At 54.2% G+C, this 26481-nt stretch carries 28 protein-coding genes, 2 tRNA genes and 1 pseudogene; 13 read left to right on the top strand and 18 right to left on the bottom strand.

Going from position 1 to position 26481, the window contains the following annotated elements; all coding sequences use genetic code 11:
- Positions 1 to 22 precede the first annotated feature (22 nt).
- Positions 23 to 664, bottom strand: coding sequence for a riboflavin synthase (locus ACOTY9_RS00780; protein ID WP_014883548.1), 642 nt, complete (start codon positions 662 to 664; stop codon positions 23 to 25).
- Between the two features lie 224 nt (positions 665 to 888).
- Between ACOTY9_RS00780 and mdtK the strand changes: the two genes are divergently transcribed.
- The 4 genes from mdtK (at position 889) to ACOTY9_RS00760 (ending at position 4287) form a co-directional block, all read left to right on the top strand.
- A complete protein-coding gene (mdtK, locus tag ACOTY9_RS00775; protein WP_348565566.1) occupies positions 889 to 2262 on the top strand; it encodes an MdtK family multidrug efflux MATE transporter in 1374 nt (457 codons plus the stop codon).
- Positions 2263 to 2415: 153 nt separating this feature from the next.
- Positions 2416 to 2492, top strand: a tRNA-Val gene (locus tag ACOTY9_RS00770).
- A 4-nt stretch (positions 2493 to 2496) separates the two neighbouring features.
- Positions 2497 to 2573: transfer RNA gene (locus ACOTY9_RS00765), tRNA-Val, on the top strand.
- A gap of 118 nt (positions 2574 to 2691) precedes the next feature.
- On the top strand, positions 2692 to 4287 hold the full coding sequence (locus tag ACOTY9_RS00760) for an FAD-NAD(P)-binding protein (protein WP_023332806.1): 1596 nt from the start codon (positions 2692 to 2694) through the stop codon (positions 4285 to 4287).
- A 28-nt stretch (positions 4288 to 4315) separates the two neighbouring features.
- On the opposite strand, the gene ACOTY9_RS00755 is transcribed toward ACOTY9_RS00760, so the two are convergent.
- Entirely contained in the window at positions 4316 to 4951 is a 636-nt protein-coding gene (locus tag ACOTY9_RS00755; RefSeq protein ID WP_014883545.1) for a carbonic anhydrase, read from the bottom strand.
- A gap of 72 nt (positions 4952 to 5023) precedes the next feature.
- Complete coding sequence (locus ACOTY9_RS00750; protein ID WP_023332805.1) at positions 5024 to 5806, bottom strand: MBL fold metallo-hydrolase; 783 nt, start codon at positions 5804 to 5806, stop codon at positions 5024 to 5026.
- Positions 5807 to 5931: 125 nt separating this feature from the next.
- On the opposite strand from ACOTY9_RS00750, the gene ACOTY9_RS00745 reads away from it, so the two are divergent.
- On the top strand, positions 5932 to 6072 hold the full coding sequence (locus tag ACOTY9_RS00745) for a hypothetical protein (protein WP_003857665.1): 141 nt from the start codon (positions 5932 to 5934) through the stop codon (positions 6070 to 6072).
- Positions 6073 to 6120: 48 nt separating this feature from the next.
- Here ACOTY9_RS00745 and ACOTY9_RS00740 read toward each other — a convergent pair whose 3' ends face one another.
- The 6 genes and pseudogenes from ACOTY9_RS00740 to ACOTY9_RS00715 form a co-directional block, all read right to left on the bottom strand.
- The gene (locus ACOTY9_RS00740) at positions 6121 to 7527 is read right to left on the bottom strand and encodes a DUF1996 domain-containing protein (protein WP_421637322.1); all 1407 of its coding nucleotides are present in this window, start codon (positions 7525 to 7527) and stop codon (positions 6121 to 6123) included.
- Between the two features lie 145 nt (positions 7528 to 7672).
- Positions 7673 to 7840, bottom strand: coding sequence for a hypothetical protein (locus tag ACOTY9_RS00735; RefSeq protein WP_014883542.1), 168 nt, complete (start codon positions 7838 to 7840; stop codon positions 7673 to 7675).
- Between the two features lie 108 nt (positions 7841 to 7948).
- Positions 7949 to 8158, bottom strand: coding sequence for a fumarate hydratase FumD (gene fumD / locus ACOTY9_RS00730; protein ID WP_014883541.1), 210 nt, complete (start codon positions 8156 to 8158; stop codon positions 7949 to 7951).
- Positions 8159 to 8268: 110 nt separating this feature from the next.
- Positions 8269 to 9081, bottom strand: a complete 813-nt coding sequence (locus tag ACOTY9_RS00725) for a MetQ/NlpA family ABC transporter substrate-binding protein (RefSeq protein WP_334372550.1) — start codon at positions 9079 to 9081, stop codon at positions 8269 to 8271.
- 23 nt (positions 9082 to 9104) lie between these two features.
- On the bottom strand, positions 9105 to 9773 hold the full coding sequence (locus tag ACOTY9_RS00720; RefSeq protein WP_348565567.1) for a methionine ABC transporter permease: 669 nt from the start codon (positions 9771 to 9773) through the stop codon (positions 9105 to 9107).
- Positions 9766 to 10788, bottom strand: a pseudogene (locus tag ACOTY9_RS00715) (methionine ABC transporter ATP-binding protein). The gene ACOTY9_RS00720 and the pseudogene ACOTY9_RS00715 overlap by 8 nt, the downstream one beginning before the upstream one ends.
- A 400-nt stretch (positions 10789 to 11188) precedes the next feature.
- Between ACOTY9_RS00715 and ACOTY9_RS00710 the strand changes: the two are divergent.
- From ACOTY9_RS00710 to lpp, 5 genes are all read left to right on the top strand, one after another.
- Positions 11189 to 12559: a pyridoxal-phosphate dependent enzyme gene (locus ACOTY9_RS00710; protein WP_179120745.1), complete on the top strand. Its 1371-nt coding sequence runs from the start codon at positions 11189 to 11191 to the stop codon at positions 12557 to 12559.
- Positions 12560 to 12569: 10 nt separating this feature from the next.
- The gene (locus ACOTY9_RS00705) at positions 12570 to 13715 is read left to right on the top strand and encodes a PLP-dependent aspartate aminotransferase family protein (protein WP_348565741.1); all 1146 of its coding nucleotides are present in this window, start codon (positions 12570 to 12572) and stop codon (positions 13713 to 13715) included.
- Between the two features lie 175 nt (positions 13716 to 13890).
- Complete coding sequence (locus ACOTY9_RS00700) at positions 13891 to 14085, top strand: hypothetical protein (RefSeq protein ID WP_418251742.1); 195 nt, start codon at positions 13891 to 13893, stop codon at positions 14083 to 14085.
- Positions 14086 to 14092: 7 nt separating this feature from the next.
- Positions 14093 to 15505 carry a pyruvate kinase PykF gene (pykF, locus tag ACOTY9_RS00695; RefSeq protein ID WP_014883536.1) on the top strand — a complete coding sequence of 471 codons (1413 nt, stop codon included), beginning with the start codon at positions 14093 to 14095 and terminating at the stop codon, positions 15503 to 15505.
- A gap of 309 nt (positions 15506 to 15814) precedes the next feature.
- Complete coding sequence (lpp, locus tag ACOTY9_RS00690; RefSeq protein ID WP_001082307.1) at positions 15815 to 16051, top strand: murein lipoprotein Lpp; 237 nt, start codon at positions 15815 to 15817, stop codon at positions 16049 to 16051.
- 62 nt (positions 16052 to 16113) lie between these two features.
- On the opposite strand, the gene ldtE is transcribed toward lpp, so the two are convergent.
- The 9 genes from ldtE to ACOTY9_RS00645 form a co-directional block, all read right to left on the bottom strand.
- Positions 16114 to 17127 (bottom strand): L,D-transpeptidase LdtE, encoded by a 1014-nt coding sequence (ldtE, locus tag ACOTY9_RS00685; protein WP_014883535.1) that lies wholly within the window; start codon positions 17125 to 17127, stop codon positions 16114 to 16116.
- Positions 17128 to 17224: 97 nt separating this feature from the next.
- On the bottom strand, positions 17225 to 17641 hold the full coding sequence (gene sufE / locus ACOTY9_RS00680; protein ID WP_014883534.1) for a cysteine desulfuration protein SufE: 417 nt from the start codon (positions 17639 to 17641) through the stop codon (positions 17225 to 17227).
- 14 nt (positions 17642 to 17655) lie between these two features.
- Positions 17656 to 18876 (bottom strand): cysteine desulfurase SufS, encoded by a 1221-nt coding sequence (gene sufS, locus ACOTY9_RS00675; RefSeq protein ID WP_348565568.1) that lies wholly within the window; start codon positions 18874 to 18876, stop codon positions 17656 to 17658.
- Entirely contained in the window at positions 18873 to 20141 is a 1269-nt protein-coding gene (gene sufD, locus ACOTY9_RS00670; RefSeq protein WP_014883532.1) for a Fe-S cluster assembly protein SufD, read from the bottom strand. The genes sufS and sufD overlap by 4 nt, the downstream gene beginning before the upstream one ends.
- A complete protein-coding gene (gene sufC / locus ACOTY9_RS00665) occupies positions 20116 to 20862 on the bottom strand; it encodes a Fe-S cluster assembly ATPase SufC (protein WP_348565569.1) in 747 nt (248 codons plus the stop codon). The genes sufD and sufC overlap by 26 nt, the downstream gene beginning before the upstream one ends.
- Positions 20863 to 20872: 10 nt before the next feature.
- Positions 20873 to 22363 (bottom strand): Fe-S cluster assembly protein SufB, encoded by a 1491-nt coding sequence (gene sufB / locus ACOTY9_RS00660; protein WP_014883530.1) that lies wholly within the window; start codon positions 22361 to 22363, stop codon positions 20873 to 20875.
- A gap of 8 nt (positions 22364 to 22371) precedes the next feature.
- Positions 22372 to 22740 (bottom strand): Fe-S cluster assembly scaffold SufA, encoded by a 369-nt coding sequence (sufA, locus tag ACOTY9_RS00655; protein WP_008500631.1) that lies wholly within the window; start codon positions 22738 to 22740, stop codon positions 22372 to 22374.
- 315 nt (positions 22741 to 23055) lie between these two features.
- Complete coding sequence (locus tag ACOTY9_RS00650) at positions 23056 to 23784, bottom strand: MerR family transcriptional regulator (protein WP_014883529.1); 729 nt, start codon at positions 23782 to 23784, stop codon at positions 23056 to 23058.
- A gap of 188 nt (positions 23785 to 23972) precedes the next feature.
- The gene (locus ACOTY9_RS00645; RefSeq protein ID WP_176260600.1) at positions 23973 to 25193 is read right to left on the bottom strand and encodes a diguanylate phosphodiesterase; all 1221 of its coding nucleotides are present in this window, start codon (positions 25191 to 25193) and stop codon (positions 23973 to 23975) included.
- A gap of 341 nt (positions 25194 to 25534) precedes the next feature.
- Between ACOTY9_RS00645 and ycgZ the strand changes: the two genes are divergently transcribed.
- Genes ycgZ through ACOTY9_RS00630 form a run of 3 tightly spaced genes read left to right on the top strand, consistent with a single transcriptional unit; the run spans position 25535 to position 26407 of the window.
- Entirely contained in the window at positions 25535 to 25774 is a 240-nt protein-coding gene (ycgZ, locus tag ACOTY9_RS00640) for a regulatory protein YcgZ (RefSeq protein ID WP_008500634.1), read from the top strand.
- Between the two features lie 4 nt (positions 25775 to 25778).
- Complete coding sequence (locus ACOTY9_RS00635; protein WP_045282005.1) at positions 25779 to 26099, top strand: hypothetical protein; 321 nt, start codon at positions 25779 to 25781, stop codon at positions 26097 to 26099.
- 29 nt (positions 26100 to 26128) lie between these two features.
- Positions 26129 to 26407 (top strand): biofilm/acid-resistance regulator YmgB/AriR, encoded by a 279-nt coding sequence (locus ACOTY9_RS00630; protein ID WP_014883526.1) that lies wholly within the window; start codon positions 26129 to 26131, stop codon positions 26405 to 26407.
- The last annotated feature ends 74 nt before the right edge of the window (positions 26408 to 26481 follow it).

Below are 26481 nucleotides of genomic sequence, written 5' to 3'. Positions count from 1 at the left end.
CCCGGTTACCCGGGGTTATTTTTTATTCGTCTTCTGTGCTCGTTATTATTGCCGCTTCTTTTGCCGCCAGCACGCGCTCAACCGTATCCACTACCGCCTGGGTTTGCGGATCGATTTCGATATTCACGCGATGCCCGAGTTTTTTCGAACCCAGCGTGGTGCGTTGCAGCGTTTCAGGAATTAAATGCACGCAAAAACGCGTTGCCGTCACTTCTCCAACCGTCAGGCTAATCCCATCAATGCCAATAAATCCTTTATAGAGGATGTATTTCATTAATGACGGATCCTGCATTTTGAACCAGATTTGACGGTTATTTTCCGATGTCACGATTTTCGCCACTTCAGCCGTGGTCATGATGTGCCCCGACATCAGATGGCCGCCAATCTCATCACTGAACTTCGCCGCACGCTCAACGTTGACGGTATCACCTACAGCCAGCTCGCCCAGATTAGTAATACGCAGGGTCTCTTTCATTAAATCAAAGCTGATCTTGTTGCCATTAATTTCGGTGACGGTCAGACAGCAGCCGTTATGGGCAATCGAGGCGCCGGTTTCGATGCCATCAAGCATATATTCCGGCAGCTCTACAACATGCGTACGAAAATTAGGTTTTTCATCAATGGACACCACTTTGGCAGTGCCCTGCACAATACCAGTAAACATGCTTACAACTCCTGTTTTCTCCGGACGGTGGTTACACCGTTTAATCCCACCACAATAACAGTTGGAAAAAGAGGTTGCCAGCGGAGCGCATTTTCTGGCGATTTTTTCACTAGATAAATAGCTAAAGCCCGCTACAATAGCTGGCACCCCCCGCATTTTCTTCTTGCTGCCCGTTACGGCGGCTTTTTTAGTCTCTCTTATAACTACAAAATAAAGGTGTTCACGTGCAGAAGTACATGAATGAAGCGCGGCAGTTATTGGCACTGGCGATACCAGTGATCATCGCGCAAGTGGCCCAGACCGCAATGGGATTTGTGGATACCGTCATGGCAGGTGGCTATAGCGCCACTGATATGGCGGCCGTCGCCATCGGTACATCAATCTGGCTTCCGGCCATCCTGTTCGGCCATGGTCTGCTGCTCGCGCTGACGCCGGTTATTGCTCAACTTAATGGTTCGGGACGTCGCGAACGCATTGCCCATCAGGTCCGCCAGGGGTTCTGGCTGGCCGGATTTGTCTCCGTGCTGATTATGGTCGTGCTCTGGAACGCCGGTCATATCATTCGCGCGATGGATAACATTGACCCGGCACTGGCTGACAAAGCCGTGGGCTATCTGCGTGCCCTGCTCTGGGGGGCGCCGGGCTATCTCTTCTTCCAGGTAGCGCGTAACCAGTGCGAAGGCCTGGCGAAAACCAAGCCCGGGATGGTGATGGGCTTTATCGGCCTGCTGGTGAATATTCCGGTGAACTATATCTTTATTTACGGTCATTTCGGGATGCCAGAGCTGGGCGGCGTCGGCTGCGGCGTGGCAACCGCGGCGGTCTACTGGGTGATGTTCTTCTGTATGCTTACCTTTGTGAAACACGCCCGCTCTATGCGCGATATTCGTAATGAGAAAAGATTCAGTACGCCGGACTGGAGCATCATGACGCGCCTGATGCAGTTAGGCTTGCCGATTGCGCTGGCCCTGTTTTTTGAAGTGACGCTCTTTGCCGTCGTCGCCCTGCTGGTCTCCCCACTGGGGATCGTTAACTTGGCCGGGCACCAGATTGCGCTCAACTTCAGCTCCCTGATGTTCGTTCTGCCGATGTCGCTGGCGGCGGCGGTGACGATTCGCGTCGGCTTCCGTCTGGGCCAGGGCTCGACGCTGGATGCGCAAACGGCCGCACGGACCGGGCTAGGCGTCGGTGTCTGCATGGCGGTCTGTACGGCGCTCTTTACCGTTGCATTACGCGAGCAAATTGCCCTGCTCTATAACGACAACCCGGAAGTGGTGGCACTTGCCTCGCACCTGATGCTGCTCGCCGCGGTGTACCAGATTTCAGACTCTATCCAGGTGATTGGCAGCGGCGTGCTTCGCGGATACAAAGATACGCGCTCCATCTTCTTTATCACCTTCATCGCCTACTGGGTACTGGGACTGCCGTGCGGCTACATCCTGGCCCTGACCGATCTGGTGGTTGACCGCATGGGACCCGCCGGGTTCTGGATGGGCTTTATCATTGGTCTGACGTCAGCCGCGATCATGATGATGATGCGCATGCGCTTCCTGCAGCGCCAGCCATCAACCGTGATTTTGCAACGCGCTGCGCGTTAAATACGCAGTAGCCGTCTGCTGGCGGCTACTTTCTCTTCACTTTGCGCGGTAATGAAGCAATCGCGTGAAATCAGAGAGAAAAATGCATTTTCCCTCTTGCCACCTTGATGCTGTGCCGCTAATATTCGTCCCCGTTGTCACCGACAACACGTTGCGTTCATAGCTCAGTTGGTTAGAGCACCACCTTGACATGGTGGGGGTCGTTGGTTCGAGTCCAATTGAACGCACCATTCTGCGTCCGTAGCTCAGTTGGTTAGAGCACCACCTTGACATGGTGGGGGTCGGTGGTTCGAGTCCACTCGGACGCACCATTTCAGTCCTGAAATGGTGCAAATCCTCTTCAGATACCCTGATTTTTCTTAATCCCTTATTTTCATCATTATTCTCCTGCTACGCTTTTCTTATGGAAAAAATACAGGAAGCGCGTTGATGAAGAGTATCGCCATTATCGGCTCCGGCCCCACAGGGATTTACACCTTTTATCATCTGCTTAAAAACAGCACCCCGCTCTCAGTTTCCGTCTTTGAACAGGCCGATGACGCTGGCGTGGGCATGCCTTATAACGACGACGATAATTCTCGCCTGATGCTGGCGAACATTGCGAGCATTGAAATCCCGCCCATTTTTATGACCTACCTCGACTGGCTGAAGGGACAGAGTGAAGCGCACCTGGCGCGTTTTAAGGTAGATAAAACCACGCTCCACGATCGGCAGTTCCTGCCCCGGATCCTGCTGGGTGAATATTTTCGCGACAGCTTTCGAACCATCGTCAAAGAAGCTAAAAAGCAGGGGTTCGAGGTTAACATCCATGAATCCGCCGCCGTTACCGACGTCATTCCCTCCTCAACCGGCGTCACGCTTTCCGTCAATGGCAACATCTTTCCTGAACGCTTTGACCTTGCGGTTATCGCCACCGGTCACGTCTGGCCAGACGAGGACGAAGCCACGCGCACATTCTTCCCAAGCCCGTGGTCCGGTCTGATGGACGCCCGCATTCCCCCTTGCCGCGTTGGCATTATGGGAACATCGTTAAGCGGTCTGGATGCGGCGATGGCGGTGGTGATGCAGCACGGTGAGTTCCGTGACGGTAAATTCATCCTGGACAAAGGCAGTGAAGCGTTAAACATTACGCTGATGTCGCGGACAGGCATTCTGCCGGAAGCCGATTTTTACTGCCCTATCCCTTACGAACCGCTGTCCGTTTTAACCGCATCCGTGGTTGAAGGCGAGATAGCCAAAGGATCGGATGGCCTGCTTGACCGCATTTTTGCCCTGATGGTGAAAGAGCTTCAACGTGCCGACCCGGCATGGTGCGAGAAAATTTCTCTGCAACGCCACAACGCCGACAGCCTGCGTGACGCCTGGTTTGAGGATCGTCAACAGCACGGTCCGTTTAGCTGGGCGGAAGAGAACCTCAATGAAGTTGAACGGAACAAACGCGAACGGCGCACCGTCGCCTGGCGCTATACCGTCCTTCGGCTGCATGAGGTCGTTCAGGAGATTGTTCCCCATCTTAGCGATCAGGACAGAGAGCGCTTCAAAAACGGGCTGGCCCGCGTGTTTATCGACAACTATGCGGCGATCCCTCCGCAGTCTATCCGCAGACTGCTTGCGCTTCGCGAGGCTGGCATCATCAGCGTGGCGGCCCTGGGCGACGACTATACGCTGGATGTTGGCAGCGACCGCACGGTGGTGTCCACAAAAGAGACCGTTTACCGCTTTGACGTTTTCATCGATGCACGCGGGCAAAAGCCGCTCAAAACCAAAGATCTGCCTTTCCCCTCACTGCGCAGAGCGCTGGAAACGACCGGCGACGAGATACCCGATGTCGGTGAAGATTACACGCTAAATGCGCCTGAAACGGTTCGCGGGCGCATCGCGTTTGGCGCGATACCGTGGCTGATGCACGATCATCCCTTTGTTCAGGGGCTGGCGGAGTGTGCAGAGATTGCAGAGGCGATGGCCAGGGCGGCTGAAAAACCGGCCACAGGTTTACGGCGTCGATTACCGTACGTAGAGAACTGACAGGGCTTCCATGCCCTGCAACGCGATATTACTCGAAGAAGACGTCCGGGTTTTCAGACAGCGAGACAAAGGTTTTCGTCGCTTTATCCAGGGCACGAATTTCGCCGCTTTCAATGTCATAGACCCAGCCGTGCAGGCGAAGGGAGTTGTTACGCAGCCCCACCGCGACGGACGGGTGAGTCTTAATGTTGCTCAGTTGCGCAAACACGTTCTCCTGCACCATCGCATTCACTTTATCGAGCGGCTTATCCCAGGTTTTCTTCTCAACCACGGCTTTGGCCGCATCGGAATAGCGCAGCCAATGTGAAACAGCAGGCATCGGCTCCAGGTTCGCGTTATCGGCAATCGCCTTCATCGCGCCACAGTTAGAGTGGCCGCAGATGACGATATCCGTCACGCCCAGCGCCACAACCGCGTATTCGATAGTGGCGGAGACACCGCCAGGCTCAGGCCCGAACGGCGGCACAATATTACCAGCATTACGAATGACAAAGAGTTGTCCCGGCTCTTGCTGAGTAACCAGTTCCGGGACCAGACGGCTGTCGGAGCATGAGATGAACAGCGCTTTGGGATTCTGGCTGGACGCTAAACTGCGAAAGAGCTCTTTACGTTGCGGGAAAATCTCTTTTTGAAAGCTGAGAAAACCTTCAATGATATGTTGCATAGCAATTTCTCTTTTATCTGTTTTAGTTTAGGTATGATCGCGATCACACTCGTAAAGTTTACCCATCGCGCTTCACTTCAGACAAGCAATATATTTCTGGCCCGACCGCTGTACGATAGCGTCGGCATTCGCCGGAATGTTCTGCCCTTCGAACGCGCCGTAAAGACGGGCGAAAGATTTGCCCACCAGGCGCCGGGTGACCTCCTCAACCTTGCGGGCAGGCAACGGAAGCATATTCGGGTAGCTCCACATAAACGACACCGCATCCTTCCCGGGGGTGACCTGCAGAATATCCCCCGCCAGCAAAACGCCCTCGCCTTCCTGCCAGTGCAGCACAGTGCCGCCTGCGAAATGGCCGCCGAGACGCAGCAAAGTAACCGATGGCACGATCTCCAGCGCATCGCCCTCCCAGTAAACAATCGCCGGACTGGCGCGCATCACCCATTCGCGATCGCTGGCGTGCAGATAGACCGGCGCATCGAATGCCGCGGCCCACTCCTGCATGGTGGTGTAATAGTGCGGATGGGAAATCGCAATGGCGCGGAGGCCGCCGAGCGCGGTGATGATAGCGTGGGTGGCCGGGTCAAGGTTGGCGATGCAGTCCCACAAAATATTGCCGTGTGGGGTACGCAGCAGCAACGCGCGCTGGTTAATCGCAAAAGACGGTACCGTTTTGATGCTGTACAACTGCGGCTCCAGCTGCTGCCATTTATTCGCGTGCGTGGCCGTTACCGTCGCATACTCGATCCACGCCTGGCCGCTGGCCGGGACATACTGCCGTTCATCCTCGCAAATCGGGCATCTTTCCGGCTGTGCATCGTAGGAGGTACCGCAGGTTTTACAGAGTGTAATCATGAGCGCTCCTCAGTGATAAAGCACTGAGTATGGCAGGGATTATCCTTATGTGCTGCGTGGTACATTGCTGGCTTTTTTTGCCCTATACTGTGCCCGTATCAATAACTGAACATAGCAGGTGCAACATGGAAATTGATCTCGATAACCTGGTTTTTAACGGACTGGATGAAGCGGAAGAACGCAACGCGGAACGTCTGGATGACGCGGACAAAAAAGCCCAGGCGATTGTCGCCGACGACGACTGCGGTGATGCCTGCAAGATCTGATAAAAAGCACCGGTCAGCCGGTGCTTTTTTTTGGCACTCAACGGAGAGCTACAGTTCAGGTGTCTTTTTAAACCCCGTCAGCATCAGTACAAGGCTTTGCGCCGAAGAAGCCGGTTCAAACTGGTAATGGTTCCCCTGGCGGTCGCCGCCGATATACCACGATATTTCGGTTTTCCCTTCCGCCAGCGCCTTGCGCACGGCTTTGTCGACATCCACCATTCTGTACTCGCGCGAGTGGTTGAGATACAGCACCGCATCGGATCGATAGCTGCAGGCCGGGCGGTCAGCCCAGTTCACCGTTGCAGGATCCCAGTCGTTGCTGGCCGGATAGAAGAAGATCTGATCGGCGCCGTCAGTTTCTACCTTACCGCCGTAAATGCGAACGCGATATTTAAACAGAGAAGGATCCTGTCCCGCTGGCAGCGGCGGGATTGTAAACTTTACCAGTGAGAGGGTTTCACTGTTTTGCGTTCGGCCTCCGTTCTGCCAGTTATCCTGCACCAGCAAAGCCTGCGGCTGAGGCTGGGAGAGTCCCGGCTCAAGGCTGCTTAGCCAGACGTTTGCCTGCGCTTTTGAATAGGCATATGGCACGGTCGTGCCACAGTCCAGCCCGCGATTCATACACAGCTCGGTCATAAAGCGCGCCCCCTCTTCCGTCCAGCCATTCATGAAATCAGCATGCGCGGTGTAGAGACTTCCCCAGCGTTCTTCGCGTTCGTCGCCGTGCATAATGGGGTCGAGAGAAAGCTGTGCTTTGCTGGTATCGAGAGATGAAATTGTCGGAAGCACATAAGCGATGTTCATGTTCACGGTCGGAATTTTCACCGGAAACGCGGTCGGGCATTGCCCTTTCGTATCGTACGTCGCATTGGCAACGCCGTGAGCGGGCTTGAGATTCACGCCATCCCAGCAGTTGGGAAACTGAATACCGATATTAAACTGCACGGCGTCTCCCGCCTTGCGTAGCCCGCACACTTCGCCTGTTTTTGTCGTGTAACCTTTGCCGTTAGCACATAAGAACGTGATATGCGGGTTAGGCGCAGATCCATGGTGATCCCCCGCCAGCAGTGATAGCCCCGCCGGGAAAGGCTGCAGCGGCCAGGTTTCCACATTCGAGGCCTGATAATAGGTTTTTTGATACGCGGGTTTTACGATAGTGCCATCAGGCAGCCGCAGCGAAGGTGCCCAGTATGCCGAGCTATCCGCTTTGTTATCGCAGGTTGTTTCTTCCAGCGTGCGCAGGGTTTCCCGGCTCGAGCTGGCATCGGTGTGCGTGTTGCCGAAGAAGTCATGCAGCATGGCCTCGTTGGGCCTGCCAAACATCATTATGGCATCATCGCCAAGGGTATGGGAGTAGCCGCAGACGACATGAGCCTGTGGCGCAGCATGTGCCGCATGCATGGCGAGAAGTAGCGCAGGGGCTGAAAGAGCCGTGGTTAACGTGGTCCGTTTCATCATTATCTCCATTAATGAAAGGACCTATAGGTAACAAACAACGGGTTAATTAACCGAATGATTCACCGCGTACTTTTCTCCTCATTGTGGCTTTACACACGTAACGCACAGCTCATTCCAGTACATTTCGCGCGTGCGGCGCAGTTCAGCGTGACGTTTTATCATGGAACCACTCCGGGTCTATGTTAGCAACGTCCACCCCGTACAGGCTGGCGGCAGGCAGTATTGACTCAAGAACACGTTGCGCGCTGTTCTCCGCATTCACAGGTCGGGTGGCAAAAAACCGCCGTAACGTGCTGATCCATTTTTTCATCGTCTTGCCCCTCTTGCTTCACCTGCGTTCAGTAAAACACCCATTAACAATGGAGGGGAAATAACAATAACGACTGTTGATATGCGGGATCTGAGAAACGCGGGTGCATCACCCGGCGAGCGCTTTAACCACCGTCTCCATCGCTTCGGTTGTCAATTCGCTACGCTTGATGCGCTGGTTCGCCAGCGCCGTGCGCAGCACACCCGCAATGACAATATGCTTCGGCTCCTGCCCTAAATCACGCATCTCAAGTACTACCTTACCGACCACCCGGCACATCTCCTGGTACAGCGCTTCATCTTTGGTCACGTTACCCATCGTCATCACTCCGTTGCCTTTTAAACGTTGAGCTTAAATGATTCTCCTGCCGGATACAAAAAAGAAGCCCGGCGAGGATCTCGCCGGGCTTCATCTGTAAAATCAGCTAATTAGTTATTAACCGGAATCACAGCCCCTTTGTATTTGGTGCGGATCCAGTCCTGAATCTCTTTGGAGTGCAGCACGTTCACCAGTGCGACGATGTCCTTCTTATTCTCGTCACCGCGATGCACGGTAATGATGTTGGCGTACGGGTTATTTTCACCGCTCTCTACCGCTATCGGGTCGTGCACCGGGTCCAGACCGGCGTCAATCGCATAGTTGGCGTTAATCACGACCGCAGCGCCTTCATCGTTGTTGTACATCTGCGGCAGCAGAGAGGCTTCGACGTTAGGCGTGAACTGCAGCTTCTTCGGGTTCTCAACGATGTCGCTGATACGCGCCGTCACTTTGTCGATGCCAGGCTTCAGCTTGATCACGCCCTCTTTTTCAAAGATGGAGAGAATACGGCCTTCTTCGGAAACGGCATCACGCATAATGATCTTACCGCCTTCCGGCAGGTCCTTCAGCGACTTGTACTTTTTGGAGTAGATACCGATTGGCTCAATATGGATAGCACCCGCGCTGACAAAATCGTAATCCTTATCGCCCGCGTGATCTTTTAGCACGCTGTTCAGGTAAGGAATATGCTGGAAATAGTTGGCGTCAATGTCATGACCCGCCAGCGCGGTGTTGGGCAGAATGTAGTCCTGGAACGGTTTAATCTCCAGGTCAATCCCCTGCTTCGCCAGAATCGGCTTTGCCTGCTCCAGAATTTCGGCGTGCGGGGTGTTGGATGCGCCCACAGTCAGCGTATCCGCCCAGGAGGCGAAGCTCAGGGCGCTCAGGGTGGCTGCGGCGATCAGTGTCAGTGTTTTTTTCATGATGTGGTTCCTGTGTGTATTTATTAGCGTTTATCTAACAGAGAAGTCATAGCGTCGCCGCAGAACTGGATAATGAAAACGATGATCAGAATGGTCACCGTTGCCACCAGCGTGACGTCACCATGGTTGCGCTGGAATCCTTCCAGATAAGCCAGATTTCCCAAACCGCCGGCGCCAATCACCCCCGCCATAGCGCTGTAACTCACCAGCGCAATCAGCGTTACCGTTATCCCTGATACCAGTGCAGGTGATGATTCCGGCAGTAAAACCCGAAACACGAGCGTGCTCAGTCGTGCGCCCATTGAGCGCGTTGCTTCGATTACCCCTTTGTCCACTTCGCGCAGGGCAATCTCCACCAGGCGTGCGTAGAACGGCGCGGCCCCCACAATCAGGGCCGGCAGCGCCGCGTTGGCACCAAGAATGGTACCGACGATGGTCTTGGTGAACGGGATCAACAGGACGATCAGAATGATGAACGGTATTGAGCGAAACACGTTCACCACAATCGAAATCACGCTGTAGACCGTGCGGTTTTGAAACAGCCCGCCGCGCGCGGTTAAGAACAGCGCCAGGCCCAGCACGATCCCCAGCACAAAGGTCGCCGCCCCGGAAAGCGCGGTCATGTACAGCGTCTCCTGCGTCGCCGACCAGAGCTGATCCCATTTGAGGTGCGGGAAGAGATTCTCAGCCATGTTTAATGACCTCGCCTTCAATATCGCTGTGCTTCAGGTCGGCGAGGATATTGTTCAGTTGTTCATCAGATGCCACGACGTGGACCCAGAGCTGGCCGAAAACGCCGTGGGCGGTTTGCGTCATTTTCCCGTGCAGGATGTTAAACGGCAGACCGTAGCGCAGGGTCAGCTCACCCACGACCGGCTTGTGCGTGCTGTGGCCGGTAAAGGTCAGACGGATGACCGTGCCTTCCAGATCGTTTGCCAGTTCGGTATTGAAGGTTTCTTCCTCGGCGTACTGACTTACCTGGCGGACAAACTGCTGCGTAATCGGCTGCTGCGGATGGGTGAATACACTCAGCACATCCCCCTCTTCCACCACCTTACCGTTTTCCATCACCGCCACGCGGTCGCAGATCTTGCGCACCACATGCATTTCGTGGGTGATCAGCACGATGGTCAGCTTGAAACGACGGTTGATATCCAGCAGCAGATCGAGGATCTGATCGGTGGTCTGCGGGTCGAGTGCGGACGTGGCTTCATCACACAGCAAAACGTCCGGGTTATTGGCCAGCGCGCGCGCAATCCCCACGCGCTGTTTTTGTCCGCCGCTTAGCTGTGACGGGTAGGCATTCTCACGCCCTTTCAGCCCCACCAGCGCCACCAGTTCCGCCACGCGAGCCTTGATTCTGGCTTTTGGCACACCGGCGATCTGCATGGAGAACGCGATATTCTCACTTACCGTGCGCGACCACAGCAGGTTGAAGTGCTGGAACACCATACTGATTTTCAGGCGTGCCTGACGCAGGGCTTCACCTTTTGCGGCGGAGATGTCCTGCCCGTTAATCGTGACGCTGCCAGCGCTGGGTTTCTCCAGACCATTCAGCAGACGAATCAGCGTGCTTTTCCCGGCGCCGCTTTAGCCGATAATGCCGTAAACCTGTCCCTGCTCAATCGTCAAATTGACGTTATCAACGGCTGTGAGCGCCGCCTTACCGTTGTCAAAAACCTTCGAAATATTTCTGAGTACAATCATTCTAATTCATTATCCGATCCGCCAATGGCGGTTTAGAAGTATGGATGTCCAAAAGATAGTAAACAGGCGTTATCAGTTTTTAAATGAACAAAAAAGCATGTGTTATAACTTTCAGTAATAAACAACGACGCTACACGGCGGGAAGTATTTAGATTGATTTCAGCAATGATTATCTGCCAGACGCATAACGCTTGACTGATATGCGAAAAAAACGGTCATTATTGCAGCATTTTATGCCGAGATAGCCATCCTCACTTCCAGACAACTTTACGTCTTGCTGCCCTGACATCCAAAAACAGCACTGATATTCCCGTCTGTTATAAAAAGCAGTGAAGTGTTCTTTATTGCGAAAATTTCTCCGCCCTATCATCCCGTCATGACACCCAGAAAGGAAAACATCATGACGATCTACCACTCCGTCACCGAACTGATTGGCCGGACACCGCTGATCCAGCTGCACAAGCTTGATACCGGTCCCTGCTCGCTGTTTCTGAAGCTGGAGAACCAAAACCCCGGCGGCTCCATTAAAGATCGCGTGGCGTTGTCGATGATTAACGACGCGGAGCGTACCGGCCAGCTACGGCCGGGTGGCACGATTATTGAAGCAACGGCGGGGAATACCGGCCTCGGGCTGGCGCTGATCGCCGCCCAGAAAGGCTATACGCTTATCCTGGTGGTGCCGGACAAAATGAGCCGCGAGAAGATTTTCCACCTGCGCGCGCTGGGTGCCCAGGTGATACTGACCCGTTCCGACGTCAATAAGGGGCATCCGGCCTATTACCAGGATTACGCCCAGCGCCTGGCCGATGAACTGCCGGGCGCGTTTTATATCGACCAGTTCAATAACGACGCTAACCCGCTGGCACATCGCACTACCACGGCACCGGAACTGTATGAGCAGCTTGACGGCAGAATTGACGCCATCGTGGTCGGCGTCGGCTCAGGCGGGACGCTGGGCGGCCTGCAGGCGTGGTTTTCAGAGCATTCGCCACATACGGAGTTTGTGCTGGCCGACCCGGTAGGTTCTGTGCTCGCCGATCAGGTCGAGACCGGTCGCTACCACGATGCGGGCGCCTGGCTGGTTGAGGGCATTGGCGAAGACTTTATTCCACCGCTGGCCCGCATTGAAGGCGTGAACCGCGCGTGGCGCATTACCGACCGCGAAGCGTTTGCCACCGCGCGTGAACTGCTGAAAACGGAAGGCATTCTGGCGGGCTCCTCCAGCGGCACCCTGCTGGCGGCGGCGCTGAAATATTGCCATGCGCAAACCACGCCGAAACGCGTGGTGACCTTCGCCTGCGACAGCGGCAATAAATATCTCTCGAAGATGTTCAACGACGACTGGATGCGCCAGCAGGGGCTCATCACGCGCCCTCAGGCAGGCGATCTCTCTGACTACATTGCCCTGCGCCACGATGAAGGCGCTACCGTCACCGCCGCCCCGGATGACACGCTCTCCACCGTTCTGGCACGCATGCGCCTGTACGACATCTCCCAGCTGCCGGTACTGGAAAACGGTCAGGTCGTCGGCATTATCGACGAGTGGGATCTGTTGCGGCATATCGGCGGTGAAGCTGACCGCTTCGCCCTTCCCGTGACAGAGGCCATGACGCGTCAGGTGGAATTTCTCGATAAACGCGCCCCGGAAAGCGCCCTGCACGCCATCTTCGACCGCGGTCTGGTGGCCGTCATTAATGACAACGACCGTTTTCTCGGTTTGATTACGCGCAGCGACGTGCTGACCGCGTGGCGCAACCGTCTTCAGCCATAAGGAACAGATGATGAAAAACCTGGCAACCCTGAGCGTCCACAGCGGCGCGTTCAATGATCAGCATGGCGCCGTTATGCCGCCGATTTACTCCACCTCGACGTTTGCGCAACCCTCTCCCGGGGAGCATACCGGCTATGAGTATTCCCGCAGCGGCAATCCGACGCGCCATGCGCTCGAAACCGCCATCGCCGAACTGGAAGGCGGAACGCGCGGCTACGCCTTTGCATCCGGTCTCGCCGCCATCTCCACCGTGCTTGAACTGCTGGAGAAAGACAGCCATATCGTCGCCATTGATGACGTCTACGGCGGCACATATCGCCTGATTGAAAATGTCCGCAAACGCAGCACCGGTCTGCAGGTCAGCTGGGTTAAGCCGGACGATTTAGCCGGGCTTGAGGCGGCTATTCGCCCGGACACCCGCATGATCTGGGTTGAAACACCCACCAATCCGCTGCTGAAGCTGGCGGATTTAGCGGCTATCGCTGACATCGCCCGTCGTCATAACGTTATCAGCGTGGCGGATAACACCTTCGCATCGCCGGTCATTCACCGTCCGCTGGCGTCGGGTTTCGACATCGTGGTGCACTCAGCAACCAAATACCTTAACGGCCACTCTGACGTGGTGGCCGGGCTGGCGGTGGTGGGTGATAATCCGGCGCTGGCGGACAGGCTTGGCTACCTGCAGAACGCGGTTGGCGGCGTACTGGACCCGTTTAGCAGCTTCCTGACCCTGCGCGGTATTCGTACCCTTTCGCTGCGCATAGAGAGACACAGCAGCAACGCGCTGGCGATTGCGCAATGGCTGGAACAGCATCCGCTGGTTGAACGGGTCTTTTATCCCGGACTGGAGTCGCACCCGCAATATCAGCTTGCACGCACGCAGATGGCGCTGCCCGGCGGGATGATTTCTGTCGTGGTGAAAGGTGATGCGCAACGCGCCACAGCGGTGATTCGCAACCTGACGTTGTTCACCCTTGCGGAAAGCCTGGGCGGCGTGGAGAGTCTGGTGAGCCAGCCTTACAGCATGACGCACGCCTCGATTCCGCTGGCGCAACGGCTGGCAAACGGAATTGTGCCACAGCTGATTCGCCTGTCGGTGGGGATTGAAGATCCTAAAGACCTCATCGCCGACCTCAGTCAAGCGCTGCAAAAATAAGCAAAATGCGGCAGGTCAATCACCTGCCGCGATAAGTTGTCATCATGGCTTAACGCGTTGATAACAATATTATGTAAAACGACATTGATTATTTCTGAAACACCGTTTCCATTTTCCTTTTATCTTAAAATCAGCGTATAATGCGCGCCAAATCCCTGGTGAATGGTTTCAGCGCTTGGAATACAAAAAACAACGTACAACTTCTCCTCTCCTTCGTTGGGCTGTCACTCAGGCACACTTTCTTCTGCACGCTCATTTGATGTCTCCTATCCTTAGTGCGTGTCATATACTCTTTTGCAACACAGGTTTGACTCTGCGGCGGTGCGCCCCCGGAGCGAGATTTCCATATCCTTCCCAACTTAAAGACTAAGACTGTCATGAAAAAGACGAAAATTGTTTGTACTATCGGCCCGAAAACCGAATCCGAAGAGATGCTGAGCAAAATGCTGGACGCCGGCATGAACGTGATGCGTCTGAACTTCTCTCACGGTGACTATGCAGAACACGGTCAGCGTATCCAGAACTTGCGCAACGTGATGAGCAAAACCGGTAAAAAAGCGGCTATCCTGCTCGACACCAAAGGTCCGGAAATCCGTACCATCAAACTGGAAGGCGGCAACGACGTCTCTCTGAAAGCAGGCCAGACGTTCACCTTCACCACGGACAAATCCGTTGTGGGTAACAGCGAAATCGTTGCGGTCACCTATGAAGGCTTCACCAGCGATCTGTCCGTCGGTAACACCGTCCTGGTCGACGATGGTCTGATCGGTATGGAAGTGACCGCGATTGAAGGTAACAAGGTTATCTGTAAAGTGCTGAACAACGGCGACCTGGGCGAAAACAAAGGCGTTAACCTGCCGGGCGTTTCTATCGCGCTGCCAGCACTGGCTGAAAAAGACAAGCAAGACCTGATCTTCGGCTGCGAACAAGGCGTTGACTTCGTTGCAGCGTCCTTCATCCGTAAGCGTTCTGACGTGGTCGAAATTCGCGAGCACCTGAAAGCGCACGGCGGCGAGAAGATCCAGATCATCTCCAAAATCGAAAACCAGGAAGGCCTGAACAACTTCGACGAAATCCTCGAAGCGTCTGACGGCATCATGGTTGCACGTGGCGACCTGGGCGTTGAAATCCCGGTTGAAGAAGTGATCTTCGCGCAGAAGATGATGATCGAAAAATGTGTTCGCGCGCGTAAAGTGGTTATTACCGCGACGCAGATGCTGGACTCTATGATCAAAAACCCACGCCCAACCCGCGCTGAAGCAGGCGACGTGGCTAACGCCATCCTCGACGGTACCGATGCTGTTATGCTGTCCGGCGAATCCGCAAAAGGGAAATATCCTCTGGAAGCGGTTGGCATTATGGCGACCATCTGTGAACGTACTGACCGCGTGATGACCAGCCGTCTGGACTTCAATAACGACAGCCGCAAGCTGCGCATCACCGAAGCCGTTTGCCGCGGTGCGGTAGAAACTGCTGAGAAACTGGAAGCGCCACTGATTGTGGTTGCGACCCAGGGCGGTAAATCTGCGCGTGCAGTGCGTAAATACTTCCCGGATGCCACTATCCTGGCCCTGACCACCAACGAAACCACCGCGCGTCAGCTGGTGCTGAGCAAAGGCGTCGTTGCACACCTGGTTAAAGAGATTGCCTCTACTGACGATTTCTACATTCAGGGTAAAGCCATGGCTCTGGAAAGCGGTCTGGCACAGAAAGGCGACGTTGTGGTTATGGTTTCTGGTGCGCTGGTACCAAGCGGAACGACCAATACTGCATCCGTTCACGTGCTGTAATAATTCACGAACGAATTAATTTTGATAAAAAGCGCCCAATGGGCGCTTTTTTTATTCCTGTCATTAGCCAAACTCATTCAAAAAGCAAATCGGGTTTTTCTATTTAATTGCGAATTATCTAAGATGAATCCGATGAAAAATGCCTTTTTTTACATAGCTTTTTACTCAAAAAGGGCCGATTCGATGCTTCTTTGAGCGAACGATCAAAAATAGGCGTATTCCCATCAAAAAAATATTCTCAACCCAAAAAACTTTGTGTAATACTTGTAACGCTACATGGAGATTAACTCAATCTAGAGGGTATTAATAATGAATCGTACTAAACTGGTACTGGGCGCGGTAATCCTGGGTTCTACTCTGCTGGCTGGTTGCTCCAGCAACGCTAAAATCGATCAGCTGTCTTCTGACGTTCAGACTCTGAACGCTAAAGTTGACCAGCTGAGCAACGACGTGAACGCAATGCGTTCCGACGTTCAGGCTGCTAAAGACGACGCAGCTCGCGCTAACCAGCGTCTGGACAACCAGGCTACTAAATACCGTAAGTAATAGTACCTGTTAATAAAATGGCGCACATTGTGCGCCATTTTTTTTGCCTGCGTCAAACGGCTCTACTGCGTCATCTTCTCCCCTGCCTCTTCCGCTACCGCCGCGGACACACGACTGTTCTGCACTGACAATACGCTGTTACTGGCCGACGGGCCGCTTCCCGCAGAAACCACAACCGGGATCCCCGCACGGCGCGCCAGGGCTTTATCGATCAGCGCCTTATCGCTTCCGGACTGTGAAACAAAGGTCGCAAAGTCGGCGGAGTGCGTAATGGGCGAAATCTGTGGGTTTTCACCTTCCACCTGCGCCAGCGGACGATGGACCTCAATATAGCGTTTACCATCCGGCTCGACCGCGAATTTCACTGGCTCATTGATGATTTGTACCCGGGTGCCAACCCGTACCTGTTCGAACAGGGCTTTAATATCCGGGGCGTTCATTCGCATACAGCCGGAACTGACGCGCAAGCCAACGCTGTCTGGCGCACTGGTTCCGTGGATAAGATATTCCCCATTACCAATACCCAAACGCAGGGCATAGCGTCCCAGCGGGTTATTTGGCCCTGCGGGAACCACAGGAGGCAGTTTAATTCCCTGCGCAAGTGAACGGGCTCTGATACCGGCCGTCGGCGTCCAGGTTGGGTTCGGGATTTTTTGACTGACGCGGGTCGTGCTCACCGGTGTTTCCAGCCCCAGTTGCCCGATGCCAAGTGGGAAAACCTGGACAATGTTCTCTCCCGGCGGGAAATAGTAAAGCCGCAGCTCAGCGAGGTTCACAACAATACCCTCGCGCGGCGTGTCGGGTAGCAGCATCTGCGACGGGATTGTGATAACGGTTCCCGGTGCAGGGTTGACCGGCGCAATCGTATTGTTCGTTTCGAGGATCACCTGCGCCGCGGTATTAAACCGGCGGGCGATAGTCTGCAGCTTATTATCCCCTTCCTGTATGGTGTAGGTTTGATTTTGCCCAATCAGGCGACTGCCTGCGGGCGGCAACGGATAGTCCATCGCGCGGGCCGAATTAAGTGCACCGAGCGAACTGAGGAGTAATAGAGTTATGAGAGACGCGCGCTTCATGCTGAGATTCCTTATTCACTGGCAGAATGCCAGAAAGCTGAAAAACCAGCGAGGCGGGAACCACCTCGCGAAACAGAATGAATGCTGTTCTGTAAGTCTAGCTAAGGATTGCCGCTTTGGCGCGAATGGCGCGAATCATCGCTTCCAGTCCCTGGGAACGAGACGGGGTGAGGTGTTGGGTGAGGGCCATTTTTTCAAACCACGGGCGGACATCGAAGGCGACAATATCCTGTGCTGACATCTGGTGATAAAGAATAAAGACCACCGCAATCAGCCCTTTTACGATTGCCGCATCGCTGTCACCCTGCAGGGTTATCGTGCCATCGTCAGACTGCGCCATCACAATCCACACCTGGCTTTGACAGCCCTGAATACTGTTCTCCGGGGTATGCGCCTCTTCACTAAGCGGCGGCAGACGCTGCCCCAGCTCAATGATGTAGAGGTATTTCTCTTCCCAGTTTGCGCAACGCCCAAAGTTGCGCAGCAATTTCTCTTTATCCGGCAGTTCTGCCATCGTTCGCCTCTTTGTCAGCCCAGCAACTGGTGAATGCGTTTTAGTCCCGCCACCAGCCTGTCGACCTCTTCCATTGTGTTATACATCACCAGCGATGCGCGGCACATTGCCGGAACCTGGTAAAAGGCCATGAGCGGCATGGCGCAGTGGTGCCCGGTGCGCACGGCCACGCCGTAATTGTCGAGGAAGCTGCCCACGTCATAGGCGTGGTGTTGTCCCAGATTAAAGGCAATCACACCCTGTCGGTCAGCCGGCCCGTACAAGGTCAGGTCCGGCACGCTGGCCAGCTCCTGCAGCGCGTAATGCATCAGCAGCTGTTCGTACTCGTGAATGGCATCAAGACCAATTCCGGAAACGTAAGACACCGCCGCCCCCAGCCCGATGATCCCACCGGTGTTGGGCGTGCCCGCCTCAAAACGCCACGGCGCACGGGCGTAGGTGGTCCCTTCCGAGAGGCTAACGGTAGCGATCATTGACCCGCCCCCCTCCCACGGCGGCATCGCCTGCAGGATGTCCTCTTTCACATACAGCACGCCGATACCGGTTGGGCCATAAAGCTTGTGTCCAGAGAACACGTAGAAGTCGCAGTCCAGCGCCTGGACATCCACCGCGTGGTGCATTACCGCCTGCGCACCGTCAATCAGCACTTTCGCCCCGGCCTGATGGGCCTTATCGACAATCTCCGCAACCGGGTTTTCAGTACCCAGAACGTTAGAGACCTGGGTGACCGCCACGAGCCGCGTTTTATCGTCCAGCAAGGCGTCAAGCTGCTCAAGCTGTAACGTTCCGTCGAGGTTCAACGGGATGACGCGTAATTGCGCGCCAACGCGCTCACACAGCATTTGCCACGGTACGATATTAGCGTGGTGCTCAATCTGGGTAATGATAATGTTATCCCCGGCATGCACCTGAGCGTTACCCCAACTGTTGGCGACGAGGTTAATACCCTCGGTGGTACCGCGCACAAACACCAGCTCTTCCGGCGATCGCGCATTCAGGAAGGCAGCCACCTGCGTGCGCACGTTCTCCATGCGTTGGGTGGCTTCCGCGCTCAGGGTATGGATCCCCCGATGTACTGCTGCATAACCGTGGCGGTAGAACTCGGCTTCCGCATCCACCACCTGATTCGGTTTCTGCGCGCTGGCCGCGCTGTCGAGATAAGCCAGCGGCAGACCGTTCACTTCACGGGTCAGAACCGGGAAATCTGCCCGTACTTTCTCTACGGGAAAACTCATGCTTCGCCTCCGGGCAGACGCTGACCAATACGGGCCAACACCTGCTGCTTCAGTACGCCATCATGCAGCGCTTCCGTAAGCTCCGCCGCAAAGGCATAGATAATCATTTTCTGCGCCGCCTGCTGGTCGATACCGCGGGAACGCAGGTAGAACATCTGTTCGTCGTCGATCCGCCCGACCGTGGCGCCGTGGCTGCATTTTACGTCGTCGGCGTAAATCTCCAGCTGCGGCTTCGTGTCGACCTCCGCCAGGCGTCCCAGCAGGAGATTGTTGTTGGTCATCTGCCCGTCAGTCTTGATGGCGTGTTGCGCGACGTTAATCAGACCATTAAATACCGCGCGTCCTTTATCGCTGACGATGGTTTTGTGCAGCTGGCGGCTGTTGCAGTAACCTTTGTTGTGCTCAAGCCACGTGCGCGTATCGCACACTTCTGATTTGACCGGCATCGCCAGGCTGTTGATACGCAGCGTGGTATTTTCACCGTTAAGCTGGGTACTGGTGTTATGGCGCAGCACCGCACCGCCGAGCAGGAAGCTATGGCTGTACGCCGCGGCATCCGGTCCCAGCAGGATATCGTTATGCGCGAAGTGGTGGCTCTGGGGGTTCTCAAACGCCAGCTTAATGTGGTGGAGCTGCGCATTGGCGGCAACGTTCATCGTCAGACGCGACCCGGTAAAGTGGCGGGTGTCATTGAGACTCACGTAATGCTCAATCACCGTCGCGTCGGCCCCTTCGGCCAGTTCAAGATGGTGGCGATAGTGGGCGGTGTTGATTTCATCGCCCTCTACGCCCTGGGTGATATGCATCAGAAGCAACGGCCTGGCCGGACGCTGGTTACGCTTAACCTGGATATGCGTCACGCTGCGGGCGAGGCTCTCGGTCAAATGCAGGAAAACCTCCGGCTGAACCGGGGCGCCCAGACTCTGGCGTTCGTCGTTAATCACAATCCCGTAACCGCTCTCTCGGGTGTCATCGCTCAGTTCAGGGTGATAAACGCCGTCGACAAAGACCAGCCGTACCGCATCCACGGTCAACGCCAGGGCATCTCGTCGCTCCGGACCGATCGCCGCCGGACGCGCCACAAACTCGCCGCTCAGCAGGCCATCGAGCGGGGTATATTTCCAGTTTTCATGTTTACGCGTCGGCAGGCCGAGGCGCAGCATCTGCTGCAGGTGCTGCTGCGCCAGCTCAGAGCGATTCCCCTGCGCCTCGAACAGCCGGTGCCACTGCTGGAGTGCATTACTGCTGTTCGGTAAGCCAGCCATAACCCTGCTCCTCCAGTTGTTTAACCAGCGTGAAATCACCGGATTTCACAATGCGTCCCTGGTAAAGCACGTGGACGTAATCCGGCTTGATGTAGTCGAGAATACGCTGGTAGTGAGTGACGATAATGAACGAACGCTTGCCGTCACGCAGGGCGTTTACCCCGTCAGCGACAATCTTCAGGGCGTCGATATCCAGACCGGAGTCGGTCTCATCCAGAATGCACAGCTGTGGCTCCAGCACCGCCATCTGCAGAATATCGTTACGCTTTTTCTCGCCACCGGAAAAACCAACGTTGACCGAACGGGTCAGCAGGTCTTCCGGCATTTTCAGCAGTTTGATCTTCTCTTCCATCAGATCCTGGAAGTCGAAGCGATCCAGGGCCTCCAGTCCGCGGTACTTGCGCACCGCATTCAGCGCCGTCTGAAGGAAGAACTGGTTGCTGACGCCCGGAATTTCGACCGGATACTGGAAGGCCATGAAGATACCTTCACCCGCGCGATCTTCCGGCGACATCTCCAGAAGATCTTTGCCGTTAAATTCGACCGAGCCGTGCGTCACTTCGTAATCTTCACGTCCCGCCAGCGTCGCTGAAAGCGTACTTTTCCCGGAGCCGTTAGGCCCCATGATGGCGTGAACTTCACCCGGCTTGACGTCAAAATTGAGGCCACGCAGGATCGCTTTATCTTCCACGCTAGCCTGTAAATCTTTAATACGTAACATGTGCTTTCCCTTAACCGACGCTGTGTTCAAGACTGATGGCGAGGAGTTTTTGTGCTTCAACGGCGAATTCCAGCGGCAGTTCAGAGAACACGTCCTTACAGAAGCCGTTCACAATCATCGAAATGGCATCTTCTTCACTGATCCCGCGCTGCAGGCAGTAGAAGAGCTGATCTTCCCCAATACGCGACGTCGTCGCCTCATGCTCCAGCTGTGCTGAATTATTACGGCACTCGACGTACGGGAAGGTATGCGCTCCGCAGTCGGCCCCGATAAGCATCGAGTCACACTGGGTGAAGTTACGGGCGTTGGTCGCCGTTGGCATGATTTTCACCAGCCCGCGATAGCTGTTCTGGCTGTGCCCGGCGGAGATCCCTTTCGAGATGATGGTTGATTTGGTGTTTTTACCGATGTGGATCATCTTGGTGCCGGTATCGGCCTGCTGATGACCGCTGGTCAGCGCCACAGAATAAAACTCACCGATGGAGTTATCCCCGCGCAGAATACAGCTCGGGTACTTCCAGGTAATGGCTGAGCCGGTTTCCGACTGCGTCCAGGACATTTTGCTGTTTTCACCTTCACACAGCGCACGCTTGGTGACGAAGTTCAGGATCCCACCGGTGTTGCCGTCGCCGGGGAACCAGTTCTGCACCGTCGAGTATTTGACCTCAGCGTCTTTATGAATAATGACTTCAACGACCGCCGCGTGCAGCTGATAGCTGTCGCGCACCGGGGCGGAGCACCCTTCGATATAGCTGACGTAGCTGCCTTCATCCGCCACCAGAATAGTGCGTTCGAACTGGCCGGTTTTTTCGGCGTTAATGCGGAAATAGGTGGAGAGCTCCATCGGACAGCGCACGCCTTTCGGCACGTAGATAAAGGTCCCGTCCGACGCCACCGCCGCGTTGAGCGCGGCGAAGAAATTATCGTTACTCGGTACCACGGTGCCGATGTACTTTTTCACCAGCTCGGGATGGTCATGAATCGCTTCGCCAAAGGAGCAGAAAATAATCCCCTGCTCCGCCAGCTTTTCACGATAGGTAGTCGCCACCGAAACGGAGTCAAAAATAGCGTCTACGGCGACCTCTTTCCCCTCGCGCACGGGGACGCCGAGCTGATTGAACGCCTCTTCCACCTCTTTACTGAGGAAGCTGTTCTCCGCACCGGTCTGCTGTACTGCACCGGGCTGCGAAGCACACGTATCATCGCAGCTGCCGCAGGATGGCGCAGAGTAGTAGCTGTAATCCTGATAATTCAGCTTGTCATAATGGGCTTTCAGCCAGTGCGGTTCTTCCATCTCCAGCCAGGCACGGTAAGCGCTCAGGCGGAACTCAAGCATCCACTCGGGTTCGTTGCGTTTGGCCGAGATGGCGCGCACGACATCTTCGTTGATGCCTTTCGCCAGCTCATCGGTCTGCAGCTGCGTAAAGAACCCTTCTTTATAATTAAGGTGTCCGCCGCTCCAGGTATTTACATCACTCGTTGCTTCAGTATTACGAGACATAGTACCGCCTATACCCCAAAGCTTTCGCCGCAGCCGCATTCGTTCTGGGCTTTCGGGTTATGAAATTTGAATAACTGGTTTAAACCTTCCCGTACGTAATCCACTTCCGTGCCGTCAATAAACGGCATGGCCTGCAGCGCGACGTACAGCTTCGCACCGTCGGTTTCAAAGACCAGATCATCTTTTTCGGGTTCGGTGACAGTATCCAGCACGTAGCCAAAGCCCGCGCAACCGGTCTGCTTAACGCCTAAACGTACGCCGAGGATCTCGGGCTTTTTCGCCACCAGCTCGTGGATATGCGCTGCCGCCGCAGGCGTGAGCGTCAAACCACGCCAGGCAAAATCGGCAGGATTGAAGGTTTCTGAATGCAGTTCCATAGGTCCACCTCATCTGATTAGCCATCAGGGCATAACACCATGTTAGTGATAACGATTATCACTTCAACCCTCTGTCAGCAGGGGCATTCGGCTAAACCGCCCTTTTTGTCTACTTTTATTAAGCATAGACCCTGTCTGAAGATGCGGGCGGGATGGATGTAATTGTTCAATACTTTGAAAAATAATGGCTTATTTAATCAGCGAGAAAGCGCAAAACGAGGACGTAAAATATGCATCGGAAATGCCTATTTTTAAGATAGCTTTTGCTCTGGAAAGGAGAAAAAACAAAAAAAAAGGCCGCAAGGCCTCAGATAATCAGTGGTGAAATGAAACGCTAAATCCCTGCTCACGCCAGTGATCGAGCTGTTCCTGTTGACGGGGCGTTGGCGATGTTCCCGTCCAGACGAAGATTTTTTGCCCGGGGAACAGTTCAGGACGCGGCGAATCAATGGGTTCCGCCAGCACGTCAATATGCCAGCCTTTCTGGGCTAAACGCGCGGCTTCAAGCCAAAGATGTGTACGGTCATCGCATTCCCAGCCAATCAGAAGTGCGTCTTTACCCGCTTTCTTGCGCGATTCCGCGAGGCTTGCAATCGCAAATTCAATCAGGACACCGTCAAACAGACTCGCCATATGGCGTACGGTGTTTTGATCCTGATTCATTCGCTGACGGACGGGTGAAATGATGTTATCGATCAGCGCATCCATCGCGTGATCGCGGCGGAATTCACCGATCTTGGCGCGCAGCTTTGCCGGGCTGGCGTAACGCAGAACGGTCATCATCTCTTCCTGGAAAGAAGCCCAGTTACCCTGAGTCATCACTTCCTTATTTTCCAGCAAGGATTTTACTTTTCCGACCGAAACGCCGCTTTTCATCAGGCGCTTGATCTCTTCGATACGCAGGATATCTTCGTCGTCAAACTGACGATGACCCCCTTCGCTGCGCTGCGGCTTCAACAATCCATAACGGCGCTGCCAGGCACGCAGCGTAACGGGGTTGATACCGCATCGTTCGGCCACTTCGCCGATACTGTAATAGGCCATTAACTCCCTCACGCTCAGAACTTCCATACCTAACTACACCAACCTTATCAGATTGTACAACCCATTTGTAGAATTCAGACCTCATTTTGCACGGGTGAATGGCCTGCAAGGCCATCCAGCTGTTAATACATTGTTGTACAAATCTTGCCTGCCGTACAGTCAAGTCTACAGGTTTTTGTACAGCTTCGTCAGAAATCGTATTTTTTCTCTGGCCATGCGATAGCCGGGATACCACCGTGTCGGGGGCTGGCAAAAAGATGCCCCTGGAACTGAGAAATGCCCGCAGACTCCAGCCACATCCACTCTTCCGCCTTCTCCACGCCCACCGCGCAAAACTGTATTTCCAGTGAGGCACAGCATTTGATTATCGCCTGAATAATGGCCTGGCGTGGGCCACTTTTATGCACGTTCGCGACCAGATCGCGATTAATCTTAATTCTGTCCGGCTGGAATTGCGCCAGGAGCTGCAACCCGGCAAAACCGGCACCGAAGTGATCGATGGTTACGCTGATACCCGCACTTTTTAGCTGTCTGACCGAATGCGTAAACTCATCGAAACGGGAAATGGCTTCACTTTCGGTAAACTCCACCACAATTTGCTCCGGCACAAAGCCATTTGCATCAATAGCGGTGAGCAGAAAGTCCACGGCATTGGGCACGTTGACCAGCGTCATAGGCAGCAGGTTGATGGATAACGTCTGATCCTGTAGCCCCAGCGCGCTGGCCATGGAGAGAGCCACCTGTTTGCTTTGCAAATCAGAAGTATGCACTTCTTCACGCGTGCGATTGGCGAAATACGCTCCCGGTGAGTCACCGGATGGAGTGCGCAGAAGCGCTTCCCAGGAGACAACCTGCTGCATGAAAGGATCGACGATAGGCTGAAACGCAAAGCTACAGTCCGCCCCTTTTGCCACAACTTCAGGCTGCGCAGATAAGCGCGTTTCTTCCGGGACGAAATCCCAGGAATCCGCAGGCGGCAGCTCAAAATAGTTGGCTTTCTCTGTGGCCTCGACAAAGGTGCGGAAAAACTGCAGCGCTCGGTCGTTGTAGGTCAGCTGGTAGCGGGTTGTGCCTTTATCAAGCACCTGCTGGAGCACCTCTTCCCTGTCGTACTGGCGCAAATCAAAGAGTTCCATTCCCGCTTTACCGAAACGGCGTGAAGGTCCGTGATCGCGCATCAGCTCGACCACATTATGGTGGCGCGTATCAGAGCAGATCTGTTCGTAGATGGACGTTACGTTTTCGGCAGGCCCTTCAAGCAATTGAAAAAAATGTGTGCCGTTGAACAGCAAGATCCCCGTGACGCTGGATTGCCGGTTTTTACTATTTGCAGCAGCGACCATATTTTCCAGCGCTTTCACTGGCACGTCCTCGCAGATGTGACTGCGGTAAATGATGGTTGTAAGCATGCGAGTCCTGGGGGGTTAAGGTTTGACCACAAAAACATGTGGGGAGACTTCTTTTTATAGCACATTAATTGCCTGACAAATAATTTACGTCTCAATCATTTACGGCCGTTAATGGTGCATTTATGGGGCGCTGTACAACTTAACAGTGGCTCGTCAATTTGTACAATATATTCTGTAACATTACCGTTTCATGAACAACACACAACAAATTGAAAAATAAAGAATTTATAAAATATATCCTGATTTTATTAAAAATCTGTACATTTTTTATGTACAGATTTGGAAATTGTGTATACCTTAAATGTAACGTTACTGATTACAAAATTTTACAGGAGCGAAACATGCAGCAGAAAGGTTACGTCGCAGATTCCGCAGCAGCGATCGCACAGTACTTCGAAAAAGCCGCGCTTCCCACTCAACAGGAAACGCTGGGACAAGTTGTGGTTGAAATCCTGAGCGACGGGCGAAACCTTAATCGCAAATCGCTCTGTACCAAGCTGTTAAGCCGCCTCGAAAAAGCCGATGGCCCTGAAGAGGAAGAGCACTATCACATGCTGCTTGGTCTGCTCTTCGAACGGTAAGGTTATGAATAGCAGTGACGCAGATAAGCTGACTGACCAGTTGATTGGGGAAGCCGTTCTTTCTCTGTTGAAAGAGCACGGACCGATCACCACTGAGGCTCTTGTACAGCGTCTGCGGGATATGAAAGTACATGAAAAGGATCCCCGGCGGCGGGAGACACTGGCGAAGGTGATTGCCGAAATCGGCTCAAACAGCTTGCCATTAAAACGTCGCAGAACCGCGCAAGGACGAATAACAAGAGAGGGACCTCTCAATGATAACCGAGACAATGTAGTGCCGTTATTTGGAAATGGAAAACCGTCCGATCCCAAAAAAATACATTGACTGCAATTTAACAGCTACGGTGAGAACAAATGAGACAAAATATTCAGCTTCAACCCGAATACCATTCTGCTTTTTTAGAAAGCGCGCTGTCGGAGTATTTCCGTCACGCAGGCGATCGTTTTGCTGAAGAGTCCGCTGTTTTTTCTACTGCAGTACGCTGTGTTCTGGCTTCCGAAGGCCATCTGTCAAATAAAGCCATCATTCTGTGGCTCATCCAGACGCTGGAAGCCACCCATGATGTTGTTCAGGCGGATGTTATTCGTAAGACGCTTGAAATCGTCGTGGGTTACACCATGGACGACCTTTAATTCCCAGCCGCTGCTCTCGTGTCATCGTCAAAACTGACGAACATTTGACGATGACACGCCCCCGCCCTCATAAC

It is taken from the genome of Enterobacter cloacae complex sp. SHL012 (genome assembly GCF_049237505.1).
In the GTDB taxonomy this organism is placed as follows: Bacteria; Pseudomonadota; Gammaproteobacteria; order Enterobacterales; family Enterobacteriaceae; genus Enterobacter; species Enterobacter kobei.
Note: the sequence above shows the minus strand (reverse complement) of the source record. Positions and strands in the feature narration are given on the sequence as shown.

What these genes read in the sequence shown, in the direction of transcription:
- ACOTY9_RS00780 (WP_014883548.1), bottom strand. Translation starts at nt 664, where the DNA reads ATGTTTACTGGTATTGTGCAGGGCACTGCCAAAGTGGTGTCCATTGAT.
- ACOTY9_RS00760 (WP_023332806.1), top strand. Translation starts at nt 2,692, where the DNA reads ATGAAGAGTATCGCCATTATCGGCTCCGGCCCCACAGGGATTTACACC.
- ACOTY9_RS00755 (WP_014883545.1), bottom strand. Translation starts at nt 4,951, where the DNA reads ATGCAACATATCATTGAAGGTTTTCTCAGCTTTCAAAAAGAGATTTTC.
- ACOTY9_RS00750 (WP_023332805.1), bottom strand. Translation starts at nt 5,806, where the DNA reads ATGATTACACTCTGTAAAACCTGCGGTACCTCCTACGATGCACAGCCG.
- ACOTY9_RS00745 (WP_003857665.1), top strand. Translation starts at nt 5,932, where the DNA reads ATGGAAATTGATCTCGATAACCTGGTTTTTAACGGACTGGATGAAGCG.
- ACOTY9_RS00740 (WP_421637322.1), bottom strand. Translation starts at nt 7,527, where the DNA reads ATGAAACGGACCACGTTAACCACGGCTCTTTCAGCCCCTGCGCTACTT.
- ACOTY9_RS00735 (WP_014883542.1), bottom strand. Translation starts at nt 7,840, where the DNA reads ATGAAAAAATGGATCAGCACGTTACGGCGGTTTTTTGCCACCCGACCT.
- fumD (WP_014883541.1), bottom strand. Translation starts at nt 8,158, where the DNA reads ATGGGTAACGTGACCAAAGATGAAGCGCTGTACCAGGAGATGTGCCGG.
- ACOTY9_RS00725 (WP_334372550.1), bottom strand. Translation starts at nt 9,081, where the DNA reads ATGAAAAAAACACTGACACTGATCGCCGCAGCCACCCTGAGCGCCCTG.
- ACOTY9_RS00720 (WP_348565567.1), bottom strand. Translation starts at nt 9,773, where the DNA reads ATGGCTGAGAATCTCTTCCCGCACCTCAAATGGGATCAGCTCTGGTCG.
- ACOTY9_RS00710 (WP_179120745.1), top strand. Translation starts at nt 11,189, where the DNA reads ATGACGATCTACCACTCCGTCACCGAACTGATTGGCCGGACACCGCTG.
- ACOTY9_RS00705 (WP_348565741.1), top strand. Translation starts at nt 12,570, where the DNA reads ATGAAAAACCTGGCAACCCTGAGCGTCCACAGCGGCGCGTTCAATGAT.
- pykF (WP_014883536.1), top strand. Translation starts at nt 14,093, where the DNA reads ATGAAAAAGACGAAAATTGTTTGTACTATCGGCCCGAAAACCGAATCC.
- lpp (WP_001082307.1), top strand. Translation starts at nt 15,815, where the DNA reads ATGAATCGTACTAAACTGGTACTGGGCGCGGTAATCCTGGGTTCTACT.
- ldtE (WP_014883535.1), bottom strand. Translation starts at nt 17,127, where the DNA reads ATGAAGCGCGCGTCTCTCATAACTCTATTACTCCTCAGTTCGCTCGGT.
- sufE (WP_014883534.1), bottom strand. Translation starts at nt 17,641, where the DNA reads ATGGCAGAACTGCCGGATAAAGAGAAATTGCTGCGCAACTTTGGGCGT.
- sufS (WP_348565568.1), bottom strand. Translation starts at nt 18,876, where the DNA reads ATGAGTTTTCCCGTAGAGAAAGTACGGGCAGATTTCCCGGTTCTGACC.
- sufD (WP_014883532.1), bottom strand. Translation starts at nt 20,141, where the DNA reads ATGGCTGGCTTACCGAACAGCAGTAATGCACTCCAGCAGTGGCACCGG.
- sufC (WP_348565569.1), bottom strand. Translation starts at nt 20,862, where the DNA reads ATGTTACGTATTAAAGATTTACAGGCTAGCGTGGAAGATAAAGCGATC.
- sufB (WP_014883530.1), bottom strand. Translation starts at nt 22,363, where the DNA reads ATGTCTCGTAATACTGAAGCAACGAGTGATGTAAATACCTGGAGCGGC.
- sufA (WP_008500631.1), bottom strand. Translation starts at nt 22,740, where the DNA reads ATGGAACTGCATTCAGAAACCTTCAATCCTGCCGATTTTGCCTGGCGT.
- ACOTY9_RS00650 (WP_014883529.1), bottom strand. Translation starts at nt 23,784, where the DNA reads ATGGCCTATTACAGTATCGGCGAAGTGGCCGAACGATGCGGTATCAAC.
- ACOTY9_RS00645 (WP_176260600.1), bottom strand. Translation starts at nt 25,193, where the DNA reads ATGCTTACAACCATCATTTACCGCAGTCACATCTGCGAGGACGTGCCA.
- ycgZ (WP_008500634.1), top strand. Translation starts at nt 25,535, where the DNA reads ATGCAGCAGAAAGGTTACGTCGCAGATTCCGCAGCAGCGATCGCACAG.
- ACOTY9_RS00635 (WP_045282005.1), top strand. Translation starts at nt 25,779, where the DNA reads ATGAATAGCAGTGACGCAGATAAGCTGACTGACCAGTTGATTGGGGAA.
- ACOTY9_RS00630 (WP_014883526.1), top strand. Translation starts at nt 26,129, where the DNA reads ATGAGACAAAATATTCAGCTTCAACCCGAATACCATTCTGCTTTTTTA.